The sequence below is a fragment of the Geodermatophilus sp. SYSU D00867 genome (assembly GCF_054050315.1).
The window spans coordinates 139,959-164,775 of record NZ_JBJGZC010000009.1 but is presented as its reverse complement, the minus strand read 5'-3'; the positions used below and the strand labels follow the sequence as shown (position 1 = coordinate 164,775).

General features: G+C 75.4%; 23 protein-coding genes. 6 read left to right on the top strand and 17 right to left on the bottom strand.

The window, feature by feature from the left end:
* Positions 1–52 precede the first annotated feature (52 nt).
* The 5 genes from ruvX to ACI8AK_RS10755 all read right to left on the bottom strand — a co-directional run bounded on the left by ruvX (position 53) and on the right by ACI8AK_RS10755 (position 5,679).
* Complete coding sequence (ruvX, locus tag ACI8AK_RS10775; protein WP_387986806.1) at positions 53–718, bottom strand: Holliday junction resolvase RuvX; 666 nt, start codon at positions 716–718, stop codon at positions 53–55.
* Between the two features lie 5 nt (positions 719–723).
* On the bottom strand, positions 724–3,414 hold the full coding sequence (alaS, locus tag ACI8AK_RS10770) for an alanine--tRNA ligase (RefSeq protein WP_456956206.1): 2,691 nt from the start codon (positions 3,412–3,414) through the stop codon (positions 724–726).
* Between the two features lie 62 nt (positions 3,415–3,476).
* Complete coding sequence (locus tag ACI8AK_RS10765) at positions 3,477–3,770, bottom strand: hypothetical protein (protein WP_387986802.1); 294 nt, start codon at positions 3,768–3,770, stop codon at positions 3,477–3,479.
* Positions 3,770–4,195, bottom strand: a complete 426-nt coding sequence (locus ACI8AK_RS10760) for a DUF948 domain-containing protein (RefSeq protein WP_387986799.1) — start codon at positions 4,193–4,195, stop codon at positions 3,770–3,772. Before ACI8AK_RS10760 ends, ACI8AK_RS10765 begins: the two co-directional genes overlap by 1 nt.
* A 110-nt stretch (positions 4,196–4,305) precedes the next feature.
* A complete protein-coding gene (locus ACI8AK_RS10755; protein WP_456956204.1) occupies positions 4,306–5,679 on the bottom strand; it encodes a replication-associated recombination protein A in 1,374 nt (457 codons plus the stop codon).
* 35 nt (positions 5,680–5,714) lie between these two features.
* On the opposite strand from ACI8AK_RS10755, the gene ACI8AK_RS10750 reads away from it, so the two are divergent.
* Positions 5,715–6,575 carry an aldo/keto reductase gene (locus ACI8AK_RS10750; RefSeq protein ID WP_456956203.1) on the top strand — a complete coding sequence of 287 codons (861 nt, stop codon included), beginning with the start codon at positions 5,715–5,717 and terminating at the stop codon, positions 6,573–6,575.
* An 82-nt stretch (positions 6,576–6,657) separates the two neighbouring features.
* On the opposite strand, the gene ACI8AK_RS10745 is transcribed toward ACI8AK_RS10750, so the two are convergent.
* Together ACI8AK_RS10745 and ACI8AK_RS10740 are read right to left on the bottom strand one after the other, a co-directional pair.
* Positions 6,658–7,533 (bottom strand): endonuclease domain-containing protein, encoded by an 876-nt coding sequence (locus tag ACI8AK_RS10745; protein ID WP_456956201.1) that lies wholly within the window; start codon positions 7,531–7,533, stop codon positions 6,658–6,660.
* 155 nt (positions 7,534–7,688) lie between these two features.
* A complete protein-coding gene (locus ACI8AK_RS10740; RefSeq protein ID WP_456956199.1) occupies positions 7,689–8,087 on the bottom strand; it encodes a hypothetical protein in 399 nt (132 codons plus the stop codon).
* Positions 8,088–8,122: 35 nt separating this feature from the next.
* Between ACI8AK_RS10740 and ACI8AK_RS10735 the strand changes: the two genes are divergently transcribed.
* On the top strand, positions 8,123–8,326 hold the full coding sequence (locus tag ACI8AK_RS10735; protein WP_456956197.1) for a hypothetical protein: 204 nt from the start codon (positions 8,123–8,125) through the stop codon (positions 8,324–8,326).
* A gap of 80 nt (positions 8,327–8,406) precedes the next feature.
* Here ACI8AK_RS10735 and ACI8AK_RS10730 read toward each other — a convergent pair whose 3' ends face one another.
* Positions 8,407–9,498, bottom strand: coding sequence for a pyridoxal-phosphate-dependent aminotransferase family protein (locus tag ACI8AK_RS10730; RefSeq protein WP_456902773.1), 1,092 nt, complete (start codon positions 9,496–9,498; stop codon positions 8,407–8,409).
* 10 nt (positions 9,499–9,508) lie between these two features.
* Positions 9,509–10,834, bottom strand: coding sequence for a glycosyltransferase (locus tag ACI8AK_RS10725; RefSeq protein ID WP_456956195.1), 1,326 nt, complete (start codon positions 10,832–10,834; stop codon positions 9,509–9,511).
* Between the two features lie 65 nt (positions 10,835–10,899).
* Here ACI8AK_RS10725 and ACI8AK_RS10720 point away from each other — a divergent pair, with 65 nt between their 5' ends.
* Positions 10,900–11,415: an ASCH domain-containing protein gene (locus tag ACI8AK_RS10720; protein WP_456902771.1), complete on the top strand. Its 516-nt coding sequence runs from the start codon at positions 10,900–10,902 to the stop codon at positions 11,413–11,415.
* Positions 11,416–11,436: 21 nt separating this feature from the next.
* Here the strand turns inward: ACI8AK_RS10720 and aspS are convergent, their stop codons facing one another.
* Genes aspS through ACI8AK_RS10700 form a run of 4 tightly spaced genes read right to left on the bottom strand, consistent with a single transcriptional unit; the run spans position 11,437 to position 16,178 of the window.
* Positions 11,437–13,212 (bottom strand): aspartate--tRNA ligase, encoded by a 1,776-nt coding sequence (gene aspS / locus ACI8AK_RS10715; RefSeq protein WP_456956193.1) that lies wholly within the window; start codon positions 13,210–13,212, stop codon positions 11,437–11,439.
* Positions 13,213–13,240: 28 nt separating this feature from the next.
* Positions 13,241–14,221, bottom strand: a complete 981-nt coding sequence (locus ACI8AK_RS10710) for an aldo/keto reductase (protein WP_456902769.1) — start codon at positions 14,219–14,221, stop codon at positions 13,241–13,243.
* Positions 14,221–15,498 (bottom strand): histidine--tRNA ligase, encoded by a 1,278-nt coding sequence (gene hisS, locus ACI8AK_RS10705; RefSeq protein ID WP_387986773.1) that lies wholly within the window; start codon positions 15,496–15,498, stop codon positions 14,221–14,223. Before hisS ends, ACI8AK_RS10710 begins: the two co-directional genes overlap by 1 nt.
* A complete protein-coding gene (locus ACI8AK_RS10700; protein ID WP_456956191.1) occupies positions 15,495–16,178 on the bottom strand; it encodes an MBL fold metallo-hydrolase in 684 nt (227 codons plus the stop codon). Before ACI8AK_RS10700 ends, hisS begins: the two co-directional genes overlap by 4 nt.
* Positions 16,179–16,345: 167 nt before the next feature.
* Here ACI8AK_RS10700 and ACI8AK_RS10695 point away from each other — a divergent pair, with 167 nt between their 5' ends.
* From ACI8AK_RS10695 to ACI8AK_RS10685, 3 genes are all read left to right on the top strand, one after another.
* Positions 16,346–17,206, top strand: a complete 861-nt coding sequence (locus ACI8AK_RS10695; RefSeq protein WP_387986768.1) for a peptidylprolyl isomerase — start codon at positions 16,346–16,348, stop codon at positions 17,204–17,206.
* On the top strand, positions 17,203–17,919 hold the full coding sequence (locus ACI8AK_RS10690) for a peptidylprolyl isomerase (RefSeq protein WP_456956189.1): 717 nt from the start codon (positions 17,203–17,205) through the stop codon (positions 17,917–17,919). Before ACI8AK_RS10695 ends, ACI8AK_RS10690 begins: the two co-directional genes overlap by 4 nt.
* 81 nt (positions 17,920–18,000) lie before the next feature.
* Positions 18,001–18,648: a class I SAM-dependent methyltransferase gene (locus tag ACI8AK_RS10685; protein WP_387986762.1), complete on the top strand. Its 648-nt coding sequence runs from the start codon at positions 18,001–18,003 to the stop codon at positions 18,646–18,648.
* Here ACI8AK_RS10685 and ACI8AK_RS10680 read toward each other — a convergent pair.
* The 4 genes from ACI8AK_RS10680 to secD form a co-directional block, all read right to left on the bottom strand.
* Positions 18,638–21,061, bottom strand: coding sequence for a RelA/SpoT family protein (locus ACI8AK_RS10680; protein WP_387986759.1), 2,424 nt, complete (start codon positions 21,059–21,061; stop codon positions 18,638–18,640). The genes ACI8AK_RS10685 and ACI8AK_RS10680 overlap by 11 nt on opposite strands.
* Before the next feature lie 90 nt (positions 21,062–21,151).
* Positions 21,152–21,748: an adenine phosphoribosyltransferase gene (locus ACI8AK_RS10675; protein ID WP_387986756.1), complete on the bottom strand. Its 597-nt coding sequence runs from the start codon at positions 21,746–21,748 to the stop codon at positions 21,152–21,154.
* Positions 21,745–23,130, bottom strand: a complete 1,386-nt coding sequence (gene secF, locus ACI8AK_RS10670) for a protein translocase subunit SecF (protein WP_456956187.1) — start codon at positions 23,128–23,130, stop codon at positions 21,745–21,747. The genes ACI8AK_RS10675 and secF overlap by 4 nt, the downstream gene beginning before the upstream one ends.
* Positions 23,127–24,812, bottom strand: a complete 1,686-nt coding sequence (gene secD, locus ACI8AK_RS10665; RefSeq protein ID WP_456956185.1) for a protein translocase subunit SecD — start codon at positions 24,810–24,812, stop codon at positions 23,127–23,129. The genes secF and secD overlap by 4 nt, the downstream gene beginning before the upstream one ends.
* Positions 24,813–24,817: the final 5 nt, after the last annotated feature.

Below are 24,817 nucleotides of genomic sequence, written 5' to 3'. Positions count from 1 at the left end.
GGCGTACCGGTGCCCACCGGTGCTGTGCCCTTGCACGACCTCGCGAGCTCGGTCATGAGCGCCCCCGCTGGGCGTCGAGGTACGCCTGGAGGATGACCACGGCGGCGGCCTGGTCGATCACGGGACGCTGGGCGCGGCTGTCGAGCCCGTTGGCCCGCAGGGAACCGGCTGCGGTCACGGTGGAGAGCCTCTCGTCGACGAGGTGCACGGGCACGCTGCCGATGCGCCCGGCGAGTGACCGAGAGTAGGCACGCGCTTCCCGGGCGGAGGCGCCCGACGCACCCGACAGGTGCCTCGGCTCCCCCACGATCACCTCTGTCACCTCGTGTTCCTCGACGAGGGCGGCGATCCGGTCGAGGTCGCCGCCGTCGCGGCGGCGCTCCACGGTCTCCAGCGGGCTGGCCAGCGTGCCGGTGGGGTCCGACAGCGCGACGCCGATCCGCACCGTGCCGACGTCGAGCCCGAGCCGGCGGCCCTGGCGGGACCGGCGCGGCGGCAGCGGCAGCCCCGCGGGCAGCCCCTGGGACAGGTCGATCTCGGTGGTCTCGTTGCGCACCGGCGGGAAGCCGGCACGCAGGTCGATCTGCTCGGTGCGGTGGTGCACCGGCTGCTGCGCCGGGGGCGGGGTCTGCCGGGGCCGCGACGGCGGCACCGCCGGGCGGCCCTGCACGCGCCGCTCCCCCACCGGACCGGTCTCGTCGGGGCGCTGCTCGGGCACTCCGCTCACCTCCCTGTGGCGGTCGCGACCGCCTCTTCGCCGGCCTGCAGGGCGGCGGGGATGCCGCCCGGGTCCGTGCCGCCGCCCTGGGCGACGTCGGGCTTGCCACCACCGCGGCCCCCGACCGGGGCCGCCGCGGCACGCAGCACGTCGCTGGCGGACAACCCGCGCTGCTGGGCGGCGGGGGTCAGTGCTGCGACCAGAGCCACCTTGCCCCCCGACTCCGAGGCCAGCAAGACGACCGCGGGGCGCTCGCCGAGCCGCCCGCGGACGTCCAGGGCGAGGGTGCGCAGGTCACCGCCGGACAGGCCGGCCGGCGCCGCGGTGACGACGGCGACCCCGCCGACGTCCGTCGCGCCCGCCGCCAGCTGACCGGCCGCGGCCTGGGTCTGCTGGGCGCGCAGGTCGGCGACCTCCCGCTCCACGTCGCGCAGCCGGGACAGGATGCCGCCGACCCGGTCGACCAGCCCGTCGGTGGGCGACTTGAGCAGCTCGCCGAGCTGGCGCACCAGGTCGCGCTCGCGGGCCAGGTAGCGGAAGCCCTCGAGGCCGACGACGGCCTCCACGCGCCGCGCGCCCGAGCCGACCGACGACTCGCCGGTCAGCGCGAGCGTGCCGATCTGCGCCGAGCCGGCGACGTGCGTGCCACCGCACAGCTCGCGCGACCAGGGGCCGCCGATCTCGACGACGCGCACCTGCTCGCCGTAGGTCTCGCCGAACAGCGCCAGCGCGCCGATCGCCTGGGCCTCGGGCAGCGTCATGTAGGTGGCGGTGACCCGGTGGTCGGCGCGCACGGCCGCGTTGGCGACGTCCTCGATGTCGTGCCGCTGCTGCAGGGTGAGCGCCCCCTGCCAGGCGAAGTCCAGCCGCAGGTAGCCCGGGCGGTTGTAGGAGCCCGACTGCAGCGCCTGCGGGCCGAGCACCTGGCGCAGCGCGGCGTGCACCACGTGCGTGCCCGAGTGCGCCTGGCAGGCCGACAGCCGCCACTCGCGGTCCACCTCGGCGGTGAGCTCCGCGCCCTCGGCCAGCTCGCCCTCGAGGACCCGGACCTGGTGCACGACCAGGCCCTTGACCGGCCGCTGCACGTCGAGCACCTCGGCGCGGCCGCCGTCCCAGGTCAGGGTGCCGGCGTCGGCGACCTGGCCGCCGGACTCGGCGTAGAACGGCGTCCGGTCCAGGACCACGCGGGTGACCTCGCCCGGCCCGGCCGGCGCGGCCGGGGCACCCTCCTCCGCGGCGAGGTCGGCGACCAGGCCGAGCACGCGGGAGTCGGTGCGCAGGGTGGAGTAGGCCCGCCAGTCGGTGGGGCCGTGGTCGGCCAGCAGCCGGCGGTAGGCCAGGACGTCGACCGAGCCGGTGCGCTTGGCGCGGGCGTCGGCGCGGGCCCGGTCGCGCTGCTGCTGCATGAGCGCCCGGAAGCCGTCCTCGTCGACGGTCACGCCCTGCTCGGCGGCCATCTCGAGGGTGACGTCGATCGGGAAGCCGTAGGTGTCGTGCAGGGAGAACGCCTGCTCCCCCGACAGCGACGGCGTCCCGGCGGCCTTGGCCCGCGCGACGGCGGTGTCGAACAGCGCGGTGCCCGAGGCGAGGGTGCGGCGGAACGCCTCCTCCTCGGCGTAGGCGACGGCGGAGATGCGGTCGAAGTCGGTGACCAGCTCGGGGTAGCTCGCGCCCATCGCGTCGCGGGAGACCGGCAGCAGCTCGGGCAGCGTGGCGGCGTCGACGCCGAGCAGCCGCATCGAGCGGACCGCGCGGCGCAGCAGCCGGCGGAGGATGTAGCCGCGGCCCTCGTTGCCGGGGGTGACGCCGTCGCCGATGAGCATCAGGCCGCTGCGGACGTGGTCGGCGACCACGCGCAGCCGGACGTCGGCGTCGTGGTCCTTGCCGTAGGTGACGCCGGCGAGGTCGGCGGCGCGGCGCAGCACCGGCGCCACCTCGTCGATCTCGTACATGTTGTCGACGCCCTGCAGCAGGAAGGCCACCCGCTCCAGGCCCATGCCGGTGTCGATGTTCTTCTTCGGCAGCTCCCCGACGATCCGGAAGTCCTCCTTGCTCCGGACGTCGGTGAGCTCGTACTGCATGAAGACGAGGTTCCAGATCTCCAGGAACCGGTCACCGGCCGTGTCGACCAGCGGGCCGCCGTCGGGGCCGTACGCGGGGCCGCGGTCGAAGTAGATCTCCGAGCACGGGCCGCCGGGGCCGTCGGCGCCGGTGTGCCAGTAGTTGTCCTTCTTGCCCAGCCGCTGGATGCGCTCGAGCGGCAGCCCGGCGATGCGGTGCCAGGCGTCGGCGGCCTCGTCGTCGTCGAGGTAGACGGTGACCCAGATGCGGTCGGGGTCGAAGCCCAGCCCGCCGTCCTCCACCCGCCCGGTGACCAGGTCCCAGGCGTGCTGGATCGCCCCCTCCTTGAAGTAGTCCCCGAAGGAGAAGTTGCCGTTCATCTGGAAGAACGTGCCGTGGCGGGTGGTCTTGCCCACCTCCTCGATGTCGAGGGTGCGCACGCACTTCTGCACGCTGGTGGCCCGCGGGAACGGCGCGGGCTCGCGGCCGGTCAGGTACGGGATGAACGGCACCATGCCGGCGACGGTGAACAGCAGGGAGGGGTCCGGCGACACCAGCGAGGCGCTGGGGACGACGGTGTGGCCGCGCTGCTCGAAGTGCTGCAGGAAGCGGCGGCGGATCTCGGCGGTCTGCATGGCCTACTCGGTCTCCGGCGACAGGGGCAGGGTGGCGGGGGCGGCCCCCGCGGGGTGGGTGCTCAGCGGTCGGCGGCGTGGGCGCCGCGTCGCCCGGGGAGCTGGAGCTGGGTCGTGTCGCGCTCGGGCAGCGGCGCGTCGAGCCCGGTGCCGGAGCGCAGCTCCTCCTCGCGGGCCGCGGCCGCGGCGCGCACGTCGGCGCCGAACTCGCCGATCGCGTCGGCGAGGTCGCGCAGGCCCTCGACCAGCGCGCCGGCGATGCCCTGCGGGGTGAGCTTCTCCGCGGCCCGGGACAGCTTGCGGACGACGAGCGCGCCGATGGTGATGCCCATCGCCAGCCAGAACAGCCGGCGCATCAGGCGGCCCGCCGGGCGGCGCGGCGCGCGCGGCGCTCGGCCTTGTCACGGGCGGCGGCCTCGGCGATCGCCTGGCCCTCGCGGCGCTTCCTCGTCGCGCTGCGGACGCCGTAGCTGAACGCGGCGACCTTGATCAGCGGGCTGCCCACGGTGGCGGCGACGACGCTGGTCAGCGCCGCGACGTTGCTCGACACGTTCGCCGCGTTGCCGGTGATGTCGTCGACCCGCTCGAGGTTGCTGTTGACCTGGGCGATCGTCGTCTGCGCCTGGGTGAGGATCGGCCGGCTCTCCTCCCGGGTCTGCCGGATGGTCAGCGTGGCCTCGTCCAGGGTGCGTCCCAGCTTCAGCAGCGGGACGGCCAGCAGCAGCACCAGCAGCACCAGCGCCAGGGCGGCGATCAGTCCGGCCCACTCTCCTGCGGACACGCGGCGTCTCCTCTTCTCCGTCGGCGGCCGGCGTGGTCGGCAACGACCGGCGTGGCAACAGTAGTCGCGGCCTCCGGCGCCCATCGGGTGCGCCGGACGACGCCGGCCCGTCAGGCGCCGCGGCCCGCCCGGTCCGCGCCCCGGCTCTCCCGCGGGTGCCGGCGGACGATCGCCCGGAGCTTGCCCAGGCGGGCGCCGATGCCCGCCTCCGCGCCGCGGGGTGTGGGCCGGTAGTAGTCGCGGCCGACCAGCCCGTCGGGCGGGTACTGCTGCGGCACGATCCCGTCGGGCGCGTCGTGCGGGTAGACGTAGGTCGACCCGTGGCCCAGCTTCTTGGCCCCGGCGTAGTGGGCGTCGCGCAGGCCGGCCGGGACCGGCCCGCCCAGGCCCGCGCGGACGTCGGCCACCGACTCGCCGATCGCCACCGTGACCGCGTTCGACTTGGGGGCGGTGGCCAGGTGGACGACGGCGTGCGCCAGCGGGAAGTGCCCCTCGGGCATGCCGATGAGCTGCACCGCCTGCGCGGCGGCGACCGCGGTCTGCAGCGCCGTCGGGTCGGCCATGCCGATGTCCTCGCTGGCGGAGATGACCAGCCGGCGGGCGATGAACCGCGGGTCCTCCCCCGCCACCACCATGCGGGCGAGGTAGTGCAGCGCGGCGTCGACGTCGCTGCCGCGGATCGACTTGATCAGCGCGCTGGCGACGTCGTAGTGCATGTCGCCCTGGCGGTCGTAGCGCACCGCCGCCTGCGCGACGGCGGTCTCCAGGGTGACCAGGTCGATCTCGGCCGCACCCGCGGCCCGCGCGGCACCCGCGCCGGACTCCAGCGCGGTCAGCGCCTTGCGCCCGTCGCCGCCGGCCACGCGCACGAGGTGCTCCTCGGCCTCGGGGCTCAGCGTGAGCGCCCCGCCGAGCCCGCGGTCGCTGGTCAGCGCCCGGTGCAGCAGCGTGCGGACGTCGTCGTCGGACAGCGGCTGCAGCGCGAGCACGAGGCTGCGGGACAGCAGCGGGCTGACGACGGAGAAGAACGGGTTCTCGGTGGTGGCGGCGATCAGGCTGACGATGCGGTCCTCGACGGCCGACAGCAGCGAGTCCTGCTGGGTCTTGGAGAACCGGTGCACCTCGTCGATGAACAGCACGGTGCGCCGGCCGGCGTAGGTGAGCTCCCGCTTGGCCGCGGTGATGACCGCCCGGACCTCCTTGACGCCGGCGTCGAGCGCCGACAGCTGCACGAACTGCCGCTTGGTGGCCAGCGAGATGACGTGCGCCAGCGTCGTCTTGCCGGTGCCCGGCGGGCCGTAGAGGACCAGCGACATCGGCTCGTCGGCCTCCACCAGGCGGCGCAGCGGCGCCCGCGGGCCGAGCAGGTGGGACTGGCCGACGACCTCGTCGAGGGAGCGCGGGCGCATGCGCACCGCCAGCGGCGCGCCCGGGTCGACGACGTCGCTCCCGGCCTCCGCCGGCTCGTCGAACAGGCTCGTCACGGGTAGCGACGCTACCCGTGGGGCACGACAGCCCCGTGCAGCAGCGACGCATCGGAGACCGCACCGTCAGCGCGATCGGCCTGGGGGCCATGCCCCTGTCGACCAAGACCGACCGGCCGACCCGCGAGGAGGCGGTCGCCGTCGTCCACGCGGCGCTGGACGCCGGCGTGACCCTGGTCGACACCGCCGACGCCTACGCCCGCGACGAGTCCGAGTTCGGGCACAACGAGACGCTCGTGGCCGAGGCGCTGGCCTCCTGGGGTGGCGATCCCTCGCAGGTGCTCGTGGCGACCAAGGGCGGGCACACCCGGCGGGGCACCGACTGGGAGCTCGACGGGTCGCCGGCCCACCTGCGGCGGGCGTGCGAGGCCTCGCTGCGGCGGCTGGGCGTGGACGCGATCGGGCTGTACCAGTACCACCGGCCCGACCCGGACACGCCGTGGGAGGACTCGATGGGCGCGCTGCGGCAGCTCGCCGACGACGGCCTGGTGCAGATGGTCGGCATCTCCAACGCCGACGTCGCGCAGATCGACGTCGCCCGCTCCATCGTCGGCCCGGCGCTGGCGGCCGTGCAGAACCAGTTCTCGCCGGGGTGGCGGTTCTCGGCCGACGAGGTGCAGCACTGCGCGGCGCACGGGCTCGCGTTCCTGCCGTGGAGCCCGTTCGGCGGTGTGACCGCGGCCGGGTCGCTGTCGGCCACCGCGCCGGCGTTCGCGGAGGTCGCGTCCGAGCTGGGCGTGTCGGTGTACCGGGTGACGCTGGCCTGGCACCTCGCCCAGGCCGACGTCGTCGTGCCCATCCCCGGCGCGTCGCGGCCGGCGTCCATCCAGGACTCGGCCGCCGCGGCCGACCTGGAGCTCACCCGGGACCAGCTGGCCCGCCTGAACGGCTCCTGAACGGGCCGACTCTGAGTCGACCATCGGCTGGTTGCCGTACGCGCCGGCGTGTCCGCGCGTGTCAGCGGCAACATCCCGGTGATCAACTCGGTGGGCGCCACCCGCGGCTGAGCAGCGCCCGCCGCGTGCGCTCGACGACGACGGCGGGCCCGCCCAGGTGCCGTCCGGCGAAGCGCAGCACCAACCACCCGCCAGCGGCCATCAGCGAGTACCGGTCGACGTCGCGGCCGAACTGCTCCGCCTCGGCGTGCTGCCGGCCCTCGTACTCGATCACCAGCCGGTGCTCGGCGTACCCGAGGTCGGCGTGCGCGACCACTCGGCCCCACCGGTCGAGGACCGGCACCTGCACCTGCGGCTCGGGCAGGTCGCTGGTCACCAGCCAGTAGCGCAGCAGCGACTCCGGACGGGACATCGCGCCCGGGGACAGCAGCGGCGCGCACTCCCGCGCACGGACGGCGCCCCGGGTCCGGCCGGCTCGGCCGAGGCGTCGATCGAGCGCCGCCGCGTCGAGGCGCCCGGCGCGGAGGAGCGCGTCACCCACGGCGACCAGTTCAGCCGGTGGGAGCCGTGGCGCCAGGTCGAGGAAGGTCTGCGCACCGGAGGTGACCCGCAGGCCCGCGACCTCGGTGACGTCCTCCGCGCGCAGGTCCCGGACGTGCACCGCCAGCCCGCGCCGCTGCGGCAGCACCGGCCAGGGCCGCAACACGACCTCGACCTCAGGTGGAGGGTCAGTGTGCCCGCCGAGCAGGGCCGCCGCGGTGCCCAGCCCGAAGGCGGCGTCCGGGGGGAGCAGCCGGGTCCAGGCGCGGCAGCGGGCTGGAAGGCCCTGCTCCGCGGCGGCGGAGAGGTGGAGCCCGCGGGTGAGCCGTCGCCCGTCCGTGGCCACCTGCCGCCGCCGCGCCCCGGCCGCGCGTGCCTCCGACCAGGTGTGGACCAACGGGAGTTCGACGTCGTCCATGGCGGGACCGTGCCGCCGGGGCCGGCGCCGGGCGGGCGGTGACGGACGGTTGTGGACACCGCGGCGCCTGTGGACGTCCCCGCCTGGAGTCGATCATCGTCTCGTTGCCGCTCCCGCCGGCGTGCCCGCACGTGTCAGCGGCAACGACCCGATGATCAACTCACGGGGACGGATCCCGCCTGGGCGCGGCGGTGGCCGTCGAGCAGCACCGCCACGAACACCGCCAGGACCACGGCGGCGACCCACGGTCCCCGGTCCCGGCCGAGAGGGGACGCCGCCAGGCCGAAGACCTGCCACGCCCCCGCGAGCGCGTCGCCGAGCGTCCGCGGCAGGCCCGTGCCGGGACGCAGCAGCGGTTCCCACCACGCCACCGCGGTCAGCGCCGGGCCGACCAGCCACGCGACCAGCACGACGACCGGCCACAGCACCAGCCGCGCTCCCGGCCGGACGCCGACAACGACCAGCGCCGTCGCCAGCAGGAGGGCCTGCAGCCAGACCAGCGCGGTGCCGAGGCCGGACACGTACACCGACGGCGGCAGCACCGACTGCAGCACGGTGACCGCGATCCCCGGGACGGCGTCGCCACCGGGTGGCCGTCGAGTACGAGGGCCGGCAGCACGCTGACACCGGCCAGTTCGGGCGCGACGTCGACCGCTACTCGCTCATGGCGACCGACGGCTGGCTGGTGCTGCGCTTCGCCGGACGGCACCTGTCCGGGCCGGCCGTGGTGGTCGAGCGGTCCCGCGGCGCGCTGCTCAGCCGCGGCTGGCGTCCCGGCACCGCGCCGTCGTGATCGTCGGAAGCGTGCACGCGACACGCGCCGGCACACCGCCCGCGCGTGCACGCACCCGATGGTCGACTCGCGGCGCCGGCTCAGCGGCCCAGGACCTCGCGCAGCGCGGCGAGCACCAGGGCGACCGTGTCGGGGCGGGCGTTGTGGCCCATGAGCCCGATCCGCCAGACCGTGGCCGCGTACGCGCCGACGCCGCCGCCGATCTCCAGGTCGTAGCGCTCGAGCAGCTCCTTGCGGACGGCCGCGGAGTCGACGCCGTCGGGCACCCGCACGGTGGTGAGCTCCGGCAGCCGGTGCCCCTCCGCGGCGAACAGCTCCAGGCCCATCTCCTGCAAGCCCTCGTGCAGCAGCCGGCCGGCCTCGGCGTGCCGGGCGTGCACCGCGTCCAGGCCCTCGTCGAGGATCCGGCCGAGCCCGGCGTGCAGCGACACGACCATCCCGGTCGGCGCGGTGTGGTGGTAGGTGCGGCCACCCGACCCGGCCGCCTCCCCCGCGTAGCCGCCGAGCATGCCGAGGTCGAGGTACCAGCTGCGCGGCTTCTCCACCCGCCGCTCCCACGCACGGTCGGAGATGGTGAACGGCGCCAGCCCGGGCGCGACGCCCAGGCACTTCTGCGAGCCGGCGTAGGCGAGGTCGACGCCCCAGTCGTCCAGCCGCACCGGGATGCCGCCCAGCGAGGTCACGCAGTCGGCGAGCAGCAGCGCGTCGCCCTTGCCGGCCGCGAGCGGCTCCAGGTCCGACAGCACGCCCGTCGAGGTCTCCGCGTGGACGGCCGCGATCAGCTTCGGCGCGGGGTGCGCCTCCAGGACCCGGGAGGCGTCCACGGGCGAGCCCCACTCGTGGTCGACCCGCACCACCTCGGCGCCGCACCGGGACGCGACGTCGACCATCCGCTCGCCGAAGAGCCCGTTGACCGCCACGACGACGACGTCGCCCGGCCCCACGGTGTTGACGAACGCCGCCTCCATCCCCGCCGACCCGGTCGCCGACAGCGGCAGCGTGCGCCGGTTGGCCGTGCCGAAGACGGTGCGCAGCCGCTCGGAGGTCTCGTCGAGGACGCCGAGGAACACCGGGTCGAGGTGGCCGAGCAGCGGCTGCCCGAGGGCGACCGTCGCCTCCGGGTAGGGGTTGGAGGGGCCGGGACCGAGCAGGGTGCGGGCGCGCAGCGGCATGCGCCGCACCCTAGGACCGGCCTCCCGCCACCGCTCCCCCGACACCCCACGGGTCGGCGTCGGCGCGCTCCACCGGACCGCCCTCGGCGACCAGCCGTTCCAGCAGGTCGGCGGCGGCGGCCGCCCCGCCGTGCCGGGCCAGGGACGCCGCCACGGCCGCCGCCCGCGCGCGGAAGGAGGGGGCGGCGAGCACCCGCTCCACCGCGGCGGCCACCTGCCGCGGCGCGGGTCGGCCGGTGCGCAGGTCGACGCCGGCGCCGGAGGCGGCCACCCGGCGGGCGATCTCCGGCTTGTCGAGCGTGCCGCCGGCCACTACCAGCGGCACCCCGGCCCCGAGCGCCGCCAGCACACCGCCCCAGCCGCCGTTGGTGACCACCACCGCCGTCCGCGGCAGCAGCAGGTCGTACGGGAGGAGCTCCGCCTGCTGCGCGTTCGGCGGCACGGCGTCCGCCGGCAGCGCCCCGGACCCGCTGGCGGCCGCGACCACGACGTCGGCGCCTGCCAGTCCGCGCAGGGCCGGGAGGAGCAGGTCGCGCGGGTCGACGTCGTAGGTGCCCTGGGTGACGTGCACGACCGGGCGGCCGTCGGCGAGCAGCCCCGGCCACCACGACGGCGGCTCGCGTCCGGCGGGTGGCGGCGCGAGCTGCCCGACGAAGTGCACCTGACGGGGCAGGTCGCTGCGCGGGTGCTCGAGCTCGGGGACGCCGTGGGCGAGCACCAGCTGCGGCGAGGCGAACGCCTCCAGCGCCGTGGACCGCGCCGGCGGCAGGCCGGCCTCGGCGCGCACCTCGGTGAGGACGGCGTCGATGCGGCGCACCAGCGTGCGCGCCACCAGCGCCCGCAGCGCGGCGTCGCGGGCCCGCCCGAGCCGGCCGCGCCCGGGCAGCAGGCCGGTGCCGAACGGCGGGAGGTCCCGCGACGGCATCGACAGCGGCACCAGCGACACCGACGCCCACGGGGTCCCGGTGCGCTCGGCGACCAGGCTGCAGCCCAGCGCCAGCTGGTCGCTGACCAGCAGGTCCACCGGCCCCGCGGCCTCGACGTCCCGCGCCTGGCCCGCGCCGGTGCGCAGGAACACGTGCTCGAGGTTCGTGGCCACCGCGCGCATGCCGCGGCCGTCGCCCACCTGCGGGAAGGTCGCGCGCAGGTCGGTGTCGTCGAAGTCCGGCGCCCGCTCCCACGGCAGCCAGGACGCCCCGACCGCGGTGAACCGCGCGGCGTACCGCCGGCCGGTGTAGGCGACCACCTCGTGCCCACGGGCGGTCAGCTCCCCGGCCAGCGCGGCCATGGGCGCCGCGTGGCCGGCGAAGGGCATCGCGGCGACCACCACGCGCATCGCAGACCTCCGTCCGTGCGCGCGCAGTCTCCCGCCGCGGCACCCGGCGCGTCGAGGATGGGCCGGTGAGCACCGACGACGCACCGGCCGCGCCGCGCCGCGAGGAGGCCGCCGCGATGTGGCGGGAGTACACCGCGAGCCGGCCGGGGGGCGGCCCGCCCGAGGACGAGCCGCCCGTCGAGCGCTTCGGCGACAGCCGCGCGCTCGCCGACGAGCTGGTCGGGCTGGTGCTCGCCGGCACCAAGCGGGCCACCGCGGCCCTGGTCGCGGACTTCGCGTACGAGGGCGTGCCGCTGCCCCGCATCGGCGGGCACTGGATCGCCTGCGACGGCGAGGGCCGCCCGCGCGTGGTCCTGCGCAGCACCGAGCTGCGCATCGGCCGTCTCGACAGCGTCGACGACGCCTTCGCGTGGGACGAGGGCGAGGACGACCGCACCCGCGCGAGCTGGCTCGAGGGCCACCTGCGCTACTTCACCCGCACGCAGCAGGCCCGGGGGCAGACCTGGGACGACGCGCTCGAGGTCGTGTTCGAGCGCTTCCGCGTCGTCTGGCCGCCCGAGGTGGCCGACCGGGCCGGCTGAGCAGCCGGCCCGGCCGGGCCCTCACCTGGTCGGGTCGCTCGGGCCGGGGGCGCCGGGCTCGCCGGGCAGCGCGGGCTCGTCGGCGACGGCGTCGATGCCCGCCTCCTTGCGCTGCGCGTCGGTGATCGGCGTCGGCGCGCCGGTCAGCGGGTCGTAGCCGGCGCCGGTCTTCGGGAACGCGATGACCTCGCGGATCGACTCGACCCCGGCCAGCAGCGCGGTCAGCCGGTCCCAGCCGAGCGCGGCGCCGGCGTGCGGCGGCGGGCCGTAGGCGAACGCCTCGAGGAAGAACCCGAAGCGCTCGCGGGCCTCCTCGCGGGACATCCCGAGGGTCTCGAACACCCGCTCCTGCAGCTCCGGGTCCGCGATCCGGACCGACCCGCTGGCCAGCTCGTTGCCGTTGACGACGAGGTCGTAGGCGTCCGACAGCGCGTCGGCCTTGTCCTCGGCGAACCGCTCCCGCCACTCCGGGGTGGGCGAGGTGAACGGGTGGTGCATGAACGTCCAGTCGCCGTCCTCGGTCTCCTCGAACATCGGGAAGTCGACGACGAACAGGAACGACCAGGAGCCGGGCTCGACGAGCTCCAGCCGCCGGGCGATCTCGTTGCGCGCGGCGCCGAGCAGCTCCTGGGAGGACCGGCGCGGGCCCGCGGCGAAGAACACGCAGTCCCCCGGGTTCGCGCCGACGGCGGCCACGAGGCCCTCGCGCTCGGCGTCGGAGACGTTCTTGGCCACCGGGCCGCCGAGCGTGCCGTCCTCGGCGACGGTCACGTACGCCAGGCCCCGGTAGCCCCGCGAGCGGGCCCAGTCCTGCCAGGCGTCGAACGCGCGCCGCGGCTGGGAGCCGCCGCCGGGCATGACCACCGCGCCGACGTAGGGCGCCTGGAACACCCGGAACGGCGTGTCGGCGAAGAACTCCGTCAGCTCCGTGAGCTCGACGCCGAAGCGCAGGTCGGGCTTGTCCGACCCGAACCGGTCCATCGCCTCGCGGTAGGTCATCCGCGGGATCTCGGGCACGTCGTAGGAGGCCAGCTCGCGCCACAGCGCCCGGACGACGTCCTCGACCACGGCCAGGACGTCGTCGCGCTCGACGAAGCTCATCTCGAAGTCGAGCTGGGTGAACTCCGGCTGCCGGTCGGCGCGGAAGTCCTCGTCCCGGAAGCAGCGGGCGATCTGGTAGTAGCGCTCCAGCCCGCCGATCATCAGCAGCTGCTTGAACAGCTGCGGGGACTGCGGCAGGGCGTACCACTTGCCCGGCTGCAGCCGCACCGGCACGAGGAAGTCGCGCGCGCCCTCGGGGGTCGAGCGGGTGAGGTCCGGCGTCTCCACCTCGGTGAAGCCGTGGCCGGCCATGACGCCACGGGCGATCCGGTTGACCTCGCTGCGCAGCCGCAGGATCCGGGCCGGGCCCTGCCGGCGCAGGTCCAGGTAGCGGTACTTGTAGCGGACGTCGTCGCTGGCTGCCTGGTCGGTCTCGATCGGGAACGGCAGCGGCGCCGCCGGCGACAGCACCCGCAGCTCGGCGGCGGCCACCTCGATCTCGCCGGTGGGCAGCTCGGGGTTCTCGTTGCCCGCCGGCCGCTGCCGGACCTCGCCGGTCACCAGCACGCAGAACTCGTTGCGGAGGGCGTGCGCCTCCTCCTCGCGGACGACGACCTGGACGTAGCCCGAGGCGTCGCGCAGGTCGACGAAGACGACGCCGCCGTGGTCGCGCCGGCGGGCCACCCAGCCGGCGAGGGTGACGGTGGAACCGGCGTCGGACGCGCGCAGCGTGCCGGCGTCGTGGGTGCGGAGCACGGTCAGGCCTCTCTCGGGGAAGGGTGGATCACCAGCGGTCGTGGACGTGCTGCCGGATGCGCTCGTCGTAGAGCCGCTCGAGGTCGGCGAGCTCGGCGTCGGTCAGCGGCGCGAGGTCGGCGGCGGCGACGTTCGACCGCACCTGCTCCACCGAGCGGGCGCCGGGGATGACGCAGGTGACGCCCGGCTGCTGGACCACCCAGCGCAGCGCCACCTGGGCCGGCGAGCGGTCACCGCAGACGGCCGTGAACTCGCGCGCGGCGGCCACGCCGACCTCGTAGGGCACGCCGGCGAAGGTCTCGCCGACGTCGAAGGCGTCGCCGTTGCGGTTGAAGTTCCGGTGGTCGTCGGCGCCGAACGTCGTCGACTCGTCGTACTTCCCGGACAGCAGGCCGCTGGCCAGCGGCACCCGCGCCAGGATGCCGACGCCGCGCGCGGCCGCGGCCGGCAGCAGCTCCTCCAGCGGCTTGCGGCGGAAGACGTTGAGGATCACCTGGATCGTCGCCACGCCGGGGTGCTCCAGGGCGGTCAGCCCCTCGGCGACGGTCTCCACCGAGACGCCGTAGGCCGCGATCGCGCCGTCCTCGACGAGGGAGTCGAGCGCGTCGTACACCCGCTGGTCGGAGTAGACCGCGGTCGGCGGGCAGTGCAGCTGCACCAGGTCGAGGGTGTCGACGCCGAGGTTGCGCCGCGACCGGTCGACCCAGGCCCGCAGGTTCTCCGGGGTGTACTGCGCGGCCTCGAACGGGTCGGCGCGGCGGCCGGCCTTGGTGGCCACGAACGGCCGCTCCGACCGGGCGGCCAGCGCCTTGCGGATGCGCTCCTCGCTGCGGCCGTCGCCGTAGACGTCGGCGGTGTCGAGCAGGGTCACGCCGTCGTCGAGCGCCGCCTCCAGGACGGCGAGGGCGCGCTCGTCGTCGACGTCGCCCCAGTCACCGCCCAGCTGCCAGGTGCCCAGGCCGACGACGCCGACCTCCGCGCCGGTCCGTCCGAGGGGTCGGGTCTCCATCACTCGCTCACCACTCCCGTAGCAACCGCAGCTCTCAGCGCCTCGAACAGGTCACCCACGGGGACGGCGCGCTGCTCCCCCGTGCGCAGGTCCTTCAGCTGGCCGACGCCCTCGGCCAGGTCCCGCTCGCCGACGACGACCGCGTGCGAGGCACCCGACCGGTCGGCGGCCTTCATCGCGCCCTTGAGCCCGCGGTCGCCGTAGACGGTGTCCGCGGACACACCGGCCTCGCGCAGCTGCCCGACCAGCCGGACCGCCAGCCGCTTGGCGTCGGCGCCCAGCGGCACGACGAACGCCCGCACGCCGGACGCGGCGGCGACGTCGAGCCCCTCGGCCTGCACGGCCAGCAGCGTCCGGTCGACGCCGACGGCGTACCCGATGCCGCTGACGTCCGGGCCGCCGAGCGCCGCGGACAGCCCGTCGTAGCGCCCACCGCCCCCGATCGCCGACTGCGCGCCCAGCCCGTGGTGGACGAACTCGAACGTCGTCTTCGTGTAGTAGTCCAGCCCGCGCACCAGCCGGGGCGCCTCGGTCCAGGTCACGCCGAGGTCGGTCAGGTGCTGGCGGACGGCGTCGTAGTGCGCCTTCGTGGAGTCCGACAGGTGGTCGACCATCAGCGGGGCGTCGTCGAGCTGGGCCTGCACCTCGGGCCGCTTGTCGTCGAGCACCCGCAGTGGGTTGATCTCCGCCCGGCGCCGGGTCTCCTCGTCGAGGTCCAGCTTCTCCAGGTAGGCGACGAGCAGCTCGCGGTACTGCGGCCGGCAGGTGGAGTCACCGAGCGAGGTGAGCAGCAGCTCGAAGTCCCGCAGGCCGAGGTCGCGGAACCCCTGCACGCCCAGCGCCACGACCTCGGCGTCCAGCGCGGGGTCGTCGACGCCGAGGGCCTCCATGTCCACCTGCGTGAAGTGGCGGTAGCGGCCGGCCTGCGGGCGCTCGTAGCGGAACGCCGAGCCGACGGTCCACAGCTTCACCGGCAGCGGCCCGGTGTGCAGCCGGTGCTCGATGAACGCGCGCATGAGCCCGGCGGTGAGCTCGGGGCGCAGCGTGAGCGAGCGGCCGCCGCGGTCGTCGAAGGTGTACATCTCCTTCGTCACGACGTCGGTGGACTCACCCACGCCGCGGGAGAACACCGCGGTCTCCTCGAACACCGGCGTCTCGACGTAGCCGTAGCCGGCCCGCCGCAGCGGCGCGGTGAGCGTCTCGCGGACGGCGAGGAAGCGCGCCGAGTCCGGCGGCAGGACGTCGAAGGTGCCCTTGGGCGCGCTCAGCCCGCTCACAGTCCGCGTCCCCTCGGAGCCGACGCGGCCTCGGCCAGGTACGGGTTGGTCGCCCGCTCGCGCCCGATCGTCGTCGCCGGGCCGTGGCCGGGCAGCACGACGGTCTCGTCGTCCAGCGGCAGGACCACCTCGCGCAGCGAGGTGAGCATCGCCTCCCAGGAGCCGCCGGGCAGGTCCACCCGGCCGACCGACCCGGCGAACAGCACGTCGCCGGCCAGCAGGCCGGGGGCCTCCCCGAGGTCGAGGGAGAAGACCACCGATCCCCGCGTGTGGCCGGGCGCGTGGCGGACGGTCAGCTCGACGCCGGCCAGAGAGAGGACCGCGCCGTCGGCGAGCGGCTCGACCTCGGTGGGGTCGGGCAGCCGGACGCCGGTGATCAGCGGCGCCAGCGCCGGCCCGTGCCAGCGCGCGGGGTCGGCGAGCATGCCCGAGTCGTCGGGGTGCAGGTAGGCCGGGATGTCGTAGCCCTCGCAGACGGGCAGCACGGAGAAGGTGTGGTCGAGGTGGCCGTGGGTGAGGACGACGGCGACCGGCTTGAGGCCGTCGTCGGCGAGCACCCGGGCCAGCGGCTCGACCGCGTCCATGCCCGGGTCGACGACGACGCACTCCTGGCCGGGCCCGGGGGCGACGGCGTAGCAGTTGGTGCCGAAGGCGCCGGCCGGGAACGAGCGGATGAGCACCCGTGCAGGTTACGCGGGGGATCGGGGCCGCTCCGGTCCGGCAACCGAGGGTCCACAGGAGCGGCACCTACACTCGCGGATCGACCAGCGGGGAGACCGCGGAGCGCGGCCGAGGCCGGGTCCGGACCCCGCGGAACGTCTCGTCCGTCCGAGGAGTGTCCCGACCCGTGCCGACCAACAAGCAGCGGCGGGTTGCCGCCCAGCGCCGCCTGCAGCGCCAGCTCGAGCGGCGCGCCGAGCTCGCCCGCAAGCGCCGTCGCAACCTGCTCGTCGTGGTGACCGTGATGGCCGTCGTGCTCGTCGCCGGGGCGGTGGCCCTGGTGGCCGGGCTCGGCGGGGACGACGACGACAGCGCCCAGGCCGCCGCCAGCAGCAGCTCGGCCGCCGCCACCGAGGGCACCGAGGCGACCGCGGCCCCGGCGGTCACCAACGCCGACGGAACCGTCACCTGCACCTACGCGCCCGACACGTCGGGCAACCCGAACCTGACCGACGTCGGCACCCCGCCGGACCCGGCCTCCACCCCGGCCAGCGGCACCGTGCAGCTGCTCATGAGCACCGACCAGGGCGACGTCCCCCTGACCCTCGACCGCGCCAAGGCCCCCTGCGCCGCGGCGAGCTTCGCCTTCCTCGCCTCGCAGCGGTTCTTCGACGGCAGCACCTGCCACCGCGAGGTCAACCAGCCGACCTTCGGCGTCCTGCAGTGCGGCGACCCGACCGGCACCGGCTCCGGCGGCCCGACCTACAAGTTCGCCGAGGAGGTCACGCCGGAGACGACCTACCCCCGCGGCACGATCGCCATGGCCAACAGCGGCACGCCCGGCTCCACGGGCAGCCAGTTCTTCCTCTGCTTCGTCGACACCGACCTGCCCCCGGACTACACGGCGGTCGGCACCGTGGACGAGGCGGGCCTCGCGGTGCTCGACACCATCGCCGCGGCGGGCAACGACGGCTCGTTCGAGCCGAGCCCCGGCGGCGGCGCCCCGAACCTGCCGGTGACCATCACCTCGATGACCGTCGTCGCGTGAGGCCGGCGCGGGCGGGCGCCGGTGTCACCGGCGCCCTGCTGGCGCTGTCGGCCTGCACGGGCACGGTCCCCGGCTCGGCGTCGCCGGTCCCCGAGGGGACCGGCGACGCCGCGGGCGGCGGTGCGGGCGCCGCGACGGTGGCCTGCGAGTGGGTGGCCGCCCGGTCGGGCAACCCCTACGCCGTGGAGGTGGCCCCGCCCGACGACGAGGTGCCCGCCGAGGGCACCGCGGCGCTGCGGATGACCACCAGCCTGGGCGAGCTGACGCTCACCCTGGACCGGGCCGGCGCCCCGTGCGCGGCGGCGAGCATGCTCCACCTGGCCGCGCAGGGCTTCTTCGACGGCTCCTCCTGCCACCGGCAGGTCGACAGCGAGGGCCTGCAGGTGCTGCAGTGCGGCGATCCGACCGGCACCGGCGCCGGCGGGCCCACCTACGCCTTCCCCACCGACGTCGACGGTGACGAGACCTACCCCCGGGGCACGGTCGCGATGGCCAACAGCGGGCAGGGCCTCGACGGCAGCCAGTTCTTCCTCGTCTGGGGCGACAGCTCGCTGCCGCCGGACTACACCGTCGTCGGCACCGTCGACGACGGCGGCCTCGCCTTCCTCGACGTGGTCGCGGCCAACGGCAACGACGGCTCGCTGGACCCCTCGCCCGGCGGCGGCGCCCCCACCGTCGCGGTGACGGTCACCTCGATGGCCCCCGTGGGATGACGGACGAAGGGCCCCGTCCTCCCCTCCCCTCGCAGGCCCGGGGCGGGGCCCGGGACGGGGCCGGAGGGCACACTCGTGGCGGTGACCGCCCGACCTGATGCCTACGCGGGGTTCCCGCCCGGGTTCTTCGCGCGTGACGACGAGCGGCCCGACGCGGAGTTCTACGGCCCGCCGCGGCTGGTCACCCACATCGACGACGCCGCGATCGCCGCGGTCGGCGACCTCTACGCGGAGCTCGGCATCGACGGCTCGGCGCCGGTCCCCCGCCGGGTGCTGGACCTCATGTCCTCGTGGGTCTCGCACTTCCGCACCCCGCCGGCCGAGCTGGTGGTGCTCGGCATGAACGCCCGCGAGCTCGCCGCCAACCCCGCGGCCACCGGGCGGGTGGTGCAGGACCTCAACGCCGACCCGCGGCTGCCGCTGCCCGACGGCGACGTCGACGCCGCGGTGTGCTGCGTGTCGATCGACTACCTGACCCGGCCGATCGAGGTGCTCGCCGAGGCCGGGCGGGTGCTGCGCCCGGGTGGGCCGCTGGTGGTCACCTTCTCGAACCGCTGCTTCCCCACCAAGGCCGTGCACGGCTGGCTGGCGACGACCGACGAGCAGCACGGCGCGCTGGTCGCCGAGCTGGTGCGGCGCGCCGGCGCCTTCACCGAGCCGGAGGTGTCGCTGCGCACCCCGCCCGGCGCCGGGGACCCGCTGTACGCGGTGGTGGCGTTCAGGCGGTGACGCGCTCGACGTCGAAGACGCCCTCGACGTTGCGCACCGTCTGCAGCACCGCGCCCAGGTGCGCGGGGTCGGCCAGCTCGAAGGTGAACCGGCTGACCGCCACCCGGTCGCGGCTGGTCTGCACCGACGCCGACAGGATGTTGACCCGCTCGTCGGCCAGCGCCTTGGTGACGTCGGACAGCAGCCGGTGCCGGTCCAGCGCCTCGACCTGGATCGAGACGAGGAACACCGAGCCGGGCTGGCTGGCCCACTCGACCTCGACCAGCCGCTCGCTCTTGCGCCGCAGGTCCGCGGCGTTGGTGCAGTCGGTGCGGTGCACGCTCACCCCGCCGCCGCGGGTGACGAAGCCGAGGACGTCGTCGCCGGGCACCGGGGTGCAGCACTTGGCGAGCTTGGCCCAGACGTCGCTCATCCCGTGGACGACGATCCCGGGGTCGCCGCTGGCCGGCCGGCGGTGCAGCGGCCGCCGCGTGGGGATCGCGGTCTCGGCGATGTCCTCGACCGCGCCCTCGGCGCCGCCGAGCGCGGTGATCAGCTTGTCGACCACCGACGCCGCGGAGATCTGGTTCTCCCCCACCGCCGCGTACAGCGCGGTGACGTCGGCGTAGCGGAGGTCCTTGGCCAGCGTGACCAGCGCCTCGCCGCCGAGCAGCCGCTGCAGCGGCAGGCCCGCCTTGCGCATGGCGCGGGTCAGGGCCTCCTTGCCGGCCTCGACGGCGTCGTCGCGGCGCTCCTTGGTGAACCACTGGCGGATCTTGGTCCGCGCGCGGGAGGAGCCGACGAAGGACAGCCAGTCCTTCGAGGGGCCGGCCGTGGGCGAGCGGGAGGTGAAGATCTCGACGACGTCGCCGTTGGACAGCTTGCTGTCCAGGCTGACCAGCGTGCCGTTGACCCGGGCGCCGATGCAGCGGTGGCCGACCTCGGTGTGCACCGCGTAGGCGAAGTCCACCGGCGTCGACCCGCCGGGCAGGCTCATGACGTCGCCCTTGGGCGTGAAGACGAAGACCTCCTGCGGACCCAGGTCGTAGCGCAGGGTCTCGAGGAACTCGCCGGGCTCCTGGGCCTCGCGCTGCCAGTCCAGCAGCTGGCGCAGCCACAGCATGTCGTCGGGCGTGCCGGCCTTCGCGGCGCCGAACTCCCCCGGGCCGGGCTTGCCGCCCTGCCGCGCCTTCTCCTTGTACTTCCAGTGCGCGGCGATGCCGTACTCGGCGGTGCGGTGCATGTCGTGCGTGCGGATCTGCAGCTCGACCGGCTTGCCCTGCGGCCCGATGACCGTCGTGTGCAGCGACTGGTACATGTTGAACTTCGGCATCGCGACGAAGTCCTTGAAGCGCCCGGGCACCGGCTGCCAGTGCGCGTGCATGATGCCCAGCGCCGCGTAGCAGTCGCGGACGGTGTCCACCAGGATCCGGATGCCGACCAGGTCCCAGATGTCGGTGAAGTCCCGGCCGCGGACGATCATCTTCTGGTAGATCGAGTAGTAGTGCTTGGGCCGGCCGGTGACGACGGCCTGGATGCCGGCCGCCTTGAGCTGCTCGGTGACCGCCGCGGTCACCTCGGCGAGGTAGGTGTCGCGGGAGGGCGCCCGCTCGGCGACCAGCCGGACGATCTCGTCGTAGCGCTTGGGGTAGAGCGTGGCGAACGCGAGGTCCTCGAGCTCCCACTTGATCGTGTTCATGCCCAGGCGGTGGGCCAGCGGGGCGAGGATCTCCAGCGTCTCGCGCGCCTTCTTCTCCTGCTTCTCCGGCGGGAGGAAGCGCAGCGTGCGCATGTTGTGCAGCCGGTCGGCGAGCTTGATGACCAGCACCCGGGGGTCGCGGGCCATCGCGACGATCATCTTGCGGATCGTCTCGGCCTGGGCGGCGTCGCCCAGCTTCACCTTGTCGATCTTGGTGACGCCGTCGACGAGGTGGGCGACCTCGGGGCCGAAGTCCGCGCTGATGGCCTCGAGGGTCTTGCCGGTGTCCTCGACGGTGTCGTGCAGCAGCGCGGCGACCAGCGTCGTGGTGTCCATCCCGAGCCCGGCGAGCACGGTGGCCACGGCCAGCGGGTGGGTGATGTAGGGGTCGCCGCTCTTGCGCTTCTGGGTGGCGTGCGCGGCCTCGGCGACGTCGTAGGCCCGCTGCAGCAGCGCGAGGTCGGCCTTGGGGTGGCTCTGCCGGTGCAGCGCGGCCAGCGGCTCGAGCACCGGGCGGACCTCGCTGCGCTGGCCGGCGACGATGCGGCGGGCCAGCCGGTCGCGCACCCGGCGCGGGCGGGCGGGGGCGCCCTCCTCCGGCGGCTCGCTGCCGACGTCGTCGGGCCGGCGGACCAGCGGCCGGGACGGCAGCGGGGCGCGCTGGTCCTGCGGCGGGGCCGGGTCCTCCTCGGGCCGCGCGCCAGCCACGCGGGTGGCGGGCGCGTCGGGTGCCACGGCGACTCCTGCGGAGGCTGAGGAGGAACGACCGGCACCATGCTAGCCGCGCCCGCCAGGGGTGCGGCGCCACCGGGCCGGGGCTCCTCCTCAGGTGGTCCAGAGGGTGTGCACGGCGTGCGGGGCGAGGCGCTCGCGGCCGCCGAGGGCGGCCAGCTCGACGACCACCGACACCGCGGTGACCACGCCTCCGAGCTCCTCGACCAGCGCGACGGAGGCCGCCAGCGTGCCGCCGGTGGCGAGCACGTCGTCGACCAGCAGCACCCGCTGCCCGCGGCGCAGCGAGTCGGTGTGCATCTCGACGGTCGCGGTGCCGTACTCGAGCACGTACTCGGCGGCGATCCGCTCCCGGGGCAGCTTGCCGGCCTTGCGCACCGGCACGACGCCGACGCCGGCGTGCAGCGCGACCGCCGCGGCCAGCAGGAACCCGCGGGCCTCGACGCCGACGACGACGTCGAAGCCCGGGTCGCCGGGGCGGCCGTCGTCGGTGTGCGCGACCGCCGCCGCCCGCGGGTCCACCAGCACCGGCGCGGCCAGGCCCTCCACCATGCGGCGGAAGGCCGGGCCGTCGGCGAACACCGGCGTGAGGTCGCGGAAGACGACCCCGGGCTCGGGGAAGTCCGGGACGTCGACGGCCAGCGAGGCGATGAGCTCGTCGAGGGGCGGCAGCGCCTCGGCGGTGCTCACCGGCGCTTCTTCGCCCCGCCCGGCCGCTGCGGCCGGACGCCCGGGCGCGGCGCCGCGGTGGCGCCGCGCGGCCGGCCGGCGTCGGGACCGACCGAGGCCGGCGACTCGACGACGACGTCGGCCTCCGCCGGGCCCAGCGACCCGGCGTCCCGCTCGGCGAGGGCCACCCCGCCGCGGGGGGCGCCGCCGCGGGCCCGGCGGGCGCTGGCGACCGGCCCGGCCGCGGCGCGGGCGCCCTGGCGGGCGGCGGCCGAGCGGCGGGCGAGCACCCGCTTGCGCAGCGCGACCACCTCGGGCTCGCGCTCCTTGAGGTCGGCGACGATCGGCGTGGCCAGGAAGATCGACGAGTAGGCGCCCGCCGCGAGACCGACGAACAGCACCAGCGCGAGGTCCTTGAGCGTGCCGACGCCGAGCAGGCCCGCCCCGACGAACAGCAGCCCGGCCACCGGCAGCAGCGCGATCACCGAGGTGTTGATCGAGCGCATGAGGGTCTGGTTGACCGCGAGGTTGGCCGCCTCGCCCCAGGTCATGCGCGCGCTCTGCGCCAGGCCGCGGGTGTTCTCGTCGACCTTGTCGAAGACGACGACGGTGTCGTAGAGGGAGAACCCGAGGATGGTCAGCAGGCCGATGATCGTCGACGGCGTGACCTCGAAGCCGACGAGCGAGTAGACGCCCGCGGTGACCACGAGGTCGTGCAGCAGCGCGGCGATGGCGCCGACGGCCATCTTCGGCTGGAACCGGATGGCCAGGAACGCGATGACCGCGGCGAGGAACACCGCCAGCGCGATGAGCGCCTGGTCGGTGATGTCCTGGCCCCACTCGGCGCTCACCGACTCGGGGCTGACGGCACCCGCGTCGACGCCGGCGGCGTCCGCCACCGCCTCGACGACCGCCCGCTCGCCCTCGTTGTCCAGCGCGCCGGTGCGCAGCAGGATCTCGTCGCCGCCGACCACCTGCGCCGAGGCGACGTCGGCGCCGGCGTCGGTGGCGGCCTCGCGCACCTGCTCCAGCTGCTCCGTGCCGCCGGGCAGCCGGAAGCTGTTGCCGCCGGCGAAGTCGATGCCGAAGTTGAAGCCGCGGAACACCATCGAGGCGATGCAGACCAGCACGATCACCGCGGTGACCTTGTAGATGAGCCGGCTGCGGCCGACGACGTCGAGGCCGGCCTCGCCGTTGTAGAGGCGGTGCGCCAGGGAGGCCCGCCGTCCGGGGCGGCGGGCCGCGCTGCCCTCCGCCGGCAGGCCGGCGTCGGCGAGCGCGGCGTCGTCGGCGGCCGCGGCGGCGTCCTCGGCCGCCGCCGCGCCGGCCGCGCGGGCCTCGTCGGCCTCGGTGCCCACCGGCACCGGGGTGTCCTGCCCGGTGTCGTCCCTGCGGCCGGTCATGCCCTGCTCCTGTCCTGCGACGCGCGGGCACCCGACCCGGCGCCGACCAGTTCGCGCTCCGCGCGCACGGCCGGGGCGGCCGAGCGCAGGGACCGGTCGACCTGGCCGAGGCCCGAGAACCGGCTCGAGCCGAACGACCGGAACCGGGCGAGCACGGCCATCAGCGGGTGGGTGAAGAGGAAGACGACGACCAGGTCCAGGACCGTGGACAGGCCGAGGGTGAACGCGAAGCCCTTCACGTCGCCGATGGCCAGCCAGTAGAGGATGGCCGCGGCGAGGAAGCTGACCGCGTCGGCCGAGAGGATCGTGCGGCGGGCGCGGACCCAGGCGCGCGGCACCGCCGAGCGCAGCGTCCGGCCCTCGCGGATCTCGTCCTTGAGGCGCTCGAAGTAGACGACGAACGAGTCCGCCGTGATGCCGATCGAGACGATGAACCCGGCGATGCCGGCGAGGCTCAGCGTGAACCCGATCTCCCGGCCCAGCAGCACGAGGCTGGCGTAGACCACGACCGCCGACAGCAGCAGGCTGACGATCATGACCAGGCCCAGCAGCCGGTAGTAGACCAGCGCGTAGACGAACACGAGCGCGATGCCGATGGCGCCGGCGATGAGCCCGGCCTTGAGCTGCTCGGCGCCGAGCTCGGTGGAGATCGACTGGGCGGTGGCCTGCTCGAAGGTCAGCGGCAGCGCGCCGTAGCGCAGCTGGTTGGCCAGCTCCTCGGCGCCGGCCTGGTCGAACGAGCCGGTGATCGTCGTCTGGCCGTTGATGGCGCCCTGGATGGAGGGCGCGGAGACGACCCGGCCGTCGAGGGTGAAGGCGACGTTGGTGCCGACGTTGGCGGCGGTGTACTCCGCCCAGGTGGCGCGGCCCTCGGAGTTGAAGTCCAGCAGCACGACCCACTCGCCGGTGGTCTGCTGCGTGCCGGCGCTGGCGTCGGCGATCTCGGTGCCCTCGATGATCGTCGGGCCGAGCAGGTACTTCTGCGTGCCGTCCTCGCTGCACGCGGCGACGTAGTCGTCGGGGCGGGCGACCTCGCTGGTGGTGTCCTCGGGGGCGCAGGTCAGCGTCGCGTACTGCGCCGCGGCCTCCTCCTGGGTCACCGCGGGCCGGTCCGGGTCGAGCGCGGGGTCGCTCACCGCGCCGTCGCTCGGGGTGGCGGAGTCCGTCGTCGCGGCGTCGGTCGGGGTGGCCGCGTCGGTCGGGGCCGCGCTGTCGGTGGGTGCCGCGGAGTCCGTCGGCGTGGCGCCGTCGGTCGGCGTCGCGGAGTCGCTCGGCGTCGCGCCGTCGGTGCTCTCGGCGGGCGCGGCCGCCTCGGGGCCGGTGACCACCGGGCGGAAGCGCAGCTGGGCGGTCTGGCCGAGCTCGCGGGCCTGCTCGCCGTCGTCGCCGGGCACCGAGATGACGATGTTGGCCTCGCCCTCGGTGACCACCTCGGCCTCGGCCACGCCGAGGCCGTTGACCCGCTGCTCGATGATCTGGCGGGCGAGCTCGAGGTCCTCGGGTGCCGGCGCCTGCCCGTCGGGCGTGCGCGCGGTCAGCGTGACCGTGGTCCCGCCGCGCAGGTCCAGGCCGAGCTGGGGGGTGCGGTCGGAGCCGGTGAGGAAGATCAGGCCGTACATGACGGCCACGATCAGGACCAGCGCGCCGAAGTAGCGGCGTGCCGGCAGGGCGCGGTTGGCCACGGGTC

Excerpts from the sequence above, each read along its gene's own strand:
- alaS (WP_456956206.1), bottom strand. The coding sequence starts at position 3,414 with ATGCAGACCGCCGAGATCCGCCGCCGCTTCCTGCAGCACTTCGAGCAG.
- ACI8AK_RS10765 (WP_387986802.1), bottom strand. The coding sequence starts at position 3,770 with ATGCGCCGGCTGTTCTGGCTGGCGATGGGCATCACCATCGGCGCGCTC.
- ACI8AK_RS10745 (WP_456956201.1), bottom strand. The coding sequence starts at position 7,533 with ATGGACGACGTCGAACTCCCGTTGGTCCACACCTGGTCGGAGGCACGC.
- ACI8AK_RS10730 (WP_456902773.1), bottom strand. The coding sequence starts at position 9,498 with ATGCCGCTGCGCGCCCGCACCCTGCTCGGTCCCGGCCCCTCCAACCCC.
- ACI8AK_RS10725 (WP_456956195.1), bottom strand. The coding sequence starts at position 10,834 with ATGCGCGTGGTGGTCGCCGCGATGCCCTTCGCCGGCCACGCGGCGCCC.
- ACI8AK_RS10710 (WP_456902769.1), bottom strand. The coding sequence starts at position 14,221 with ATGGAGACCCGACCCCTCGGACGGACCGGCGCGGAGGTCGGCGTCGTC.
- secF (WP_456956187.1), bottom strand. The coding sequence starts at position 23,130 with ATGACCGGCCGCAGGGACGACACCGGGCAGGACACCCCGGTGCCGGTG.